This is a genomic window from Streptomyces olivochromogenes, assembly GCF_001514115.1.
Taxonomy (GTDB): domain Bacteria; phylum Actinomycetota; class Actinomycetes; order Streptomycetales; family Streptomycetaceae; genus Streptomyces; species Streptomyces olivochromogenes.
This window is the reverse complement of record NZ_KQ948526.1, coordinates 1-1,579: the sequence shown is the minus strand read 5'-3', so window position 1 is coordinate 1,579 and position 1,579 is coordinate 1. Positions and strand designations below refer to the sequence as shown.

Genomic DNA, 1,579 nt, shown 5'->3' with positions numbered 1-1,579 from the left:
TTAGAGGTCGTCTCAACTGGCTTGAAAACTAGGCTGACCGCCGTGAGGGCCATGGTGGAGCAGCTGGTGCCGGACGAGTTGTGGGAGTTGTTCCAGCGGGTGGTTCCGGCAGCACCGGTACGACCGCAAGGCGGAGGGCGACTTCGTTACGGGGACCGACTGGTGTTGGCTGCCATCGTGTTCGTGGCCAAGACCGGTTGTTGCACGTGGCGGCAAGTGCCACCGGGCTTCGGGCCGTCTGGGGCGACCGCGCACCTCCGTTTCACAGAGTGGAGCCGAGCTCGAGTGTGGGGCAAGCTGCACCGCCTGGTCTTGGACGAGCTCGGCGCACGTGGCGGACTGGACTGGTCGCGGTGCGCGATCGACTCAGTGAACATGAGAGCCCTCAAAGGGGGGACCTGACGGGTCCGAATCCCGTAGATCGCGGTAAGAAGGGATCAATGATCCACTTGATCACCGAGCGGACCGGTCTGCCCCTCTCCATCGGGATCTCGGCTGCGAACACCCACGACAGCCAAGGGCTGGAGCCCTTGGTGCGCGGCATCCCACCCATCCGCTCCCGCCGCGGCCCGAGCCGCCGTCGACCGACCAAGCTGCACGGCGACAAGGGCTACGACTTCGACCGGCTACGCACATGGCTCCGCTCCCGCAACATCACGCCGCGCATCGCGCGCCGGGGCATCGAATCCTCCCAGCGCCTTGGTCAGCACCGTTGGACCGTGGAGCGCACCGTGGCATGGCTGTCCGGGTGCCGCCGCCTGCATCGTCGCTACGAGCGCAAGGCCGAACACTTCCTGGCATTCGCTGGCATCGCCGCTGCCCTGATCTGTTATCGCAGGCTGACAGCCTGACCAGTGAGACCTCCGAGCTGGGATGATCCTGCTGCAAAGACGACCCGGCAGCGAGGAGCGCCATGATCGACTACCTGCCCGCAGTCATGGCGATGCTCGGCGAGGCCCAGAACCGCTACGCGGACCCCTCCGCCTGGAACCGCCTCCACGCAGAGCTCGGCATCCGGCTGCCGAACGACTACCAGACCCTCGTGGACGCGTACGCCCCCATCGAGCTCAACTGCCACTTGTCCATGCACCACCCCGCGACCGAACCCTGGAATCTGGGCGACTGGATTCAGGACACGGCCCGTGCCTGGTCCGAGGTTCCCTGGGACGACCTTGACGCGGATGAGGATCCTCGCCTGCTGTTCGGACTCACGGAGTTGAGCTTCGGTACCAGCGACGGACTGTGGCCTATCGCCAGCACCGACCGAGGCGAGACGCTGTTCCTCACGGCTGCGGACGGCACGCTCTCCGGGATCCTGGTCGAAGACGGGGAAGGCGGCTGGGCGCAGTACGAGATGAGCTTCGCCGAATGGCTCTACCGCTACCTCGTCGGCGAAGACATGGCTGGCCCCAACACCTCAGCCTTCTATCCCGGCCCGGTACAACTGCGCCGACTTCCGATGGCCGCCGGCGAACGGCCAGAGCCCTGGAGCGGGCCGGAGCGCGGCATGTAACCCTGCCTACCACAACAGTCACGGACACCCCCACGTCGCCTGGAGAGCCAAACGAGACGACCACTT

At 66.1% G+C, this 1,579-nt stretch carries 2 protein-coding genes; both read left to right on the top strand.

Features of this window, described 5'->3' with window-relative positions; genetic code table 11:
- Positions 1 to 51 precede the first annotated feature (51 nt).
- Positions 52 to 851, top strand: a protein-coding gene (locus tag AQJ27_RS55420) for an IS5 family transposase (RefSeq protein WP_425275300.1) whose coding sequence is annotated in 2 segments (ribosomal slippage) — positions 52 to 390 and positions 393 to 851 — 798 coding nt in all. Because the reading frame shifts where the segments join, the coding sequence is not laid out codon by codon here.
- 62 nt (positions 852 to 913) lie between these two features.
- Positions 914 to 1,513, top strand: a complete 600-nt coding sequence (locus tag AQJ27_RS51370) for an SMI1/KNR4 family protein (protein ID WP_067385999.1) — start codon at positions 914 to 916, stop codon at positions 1,511 to 1,513.
- The last annotated feature ends 66 nt before the right edge of the window (positions 1,514 to 1,579 follow it).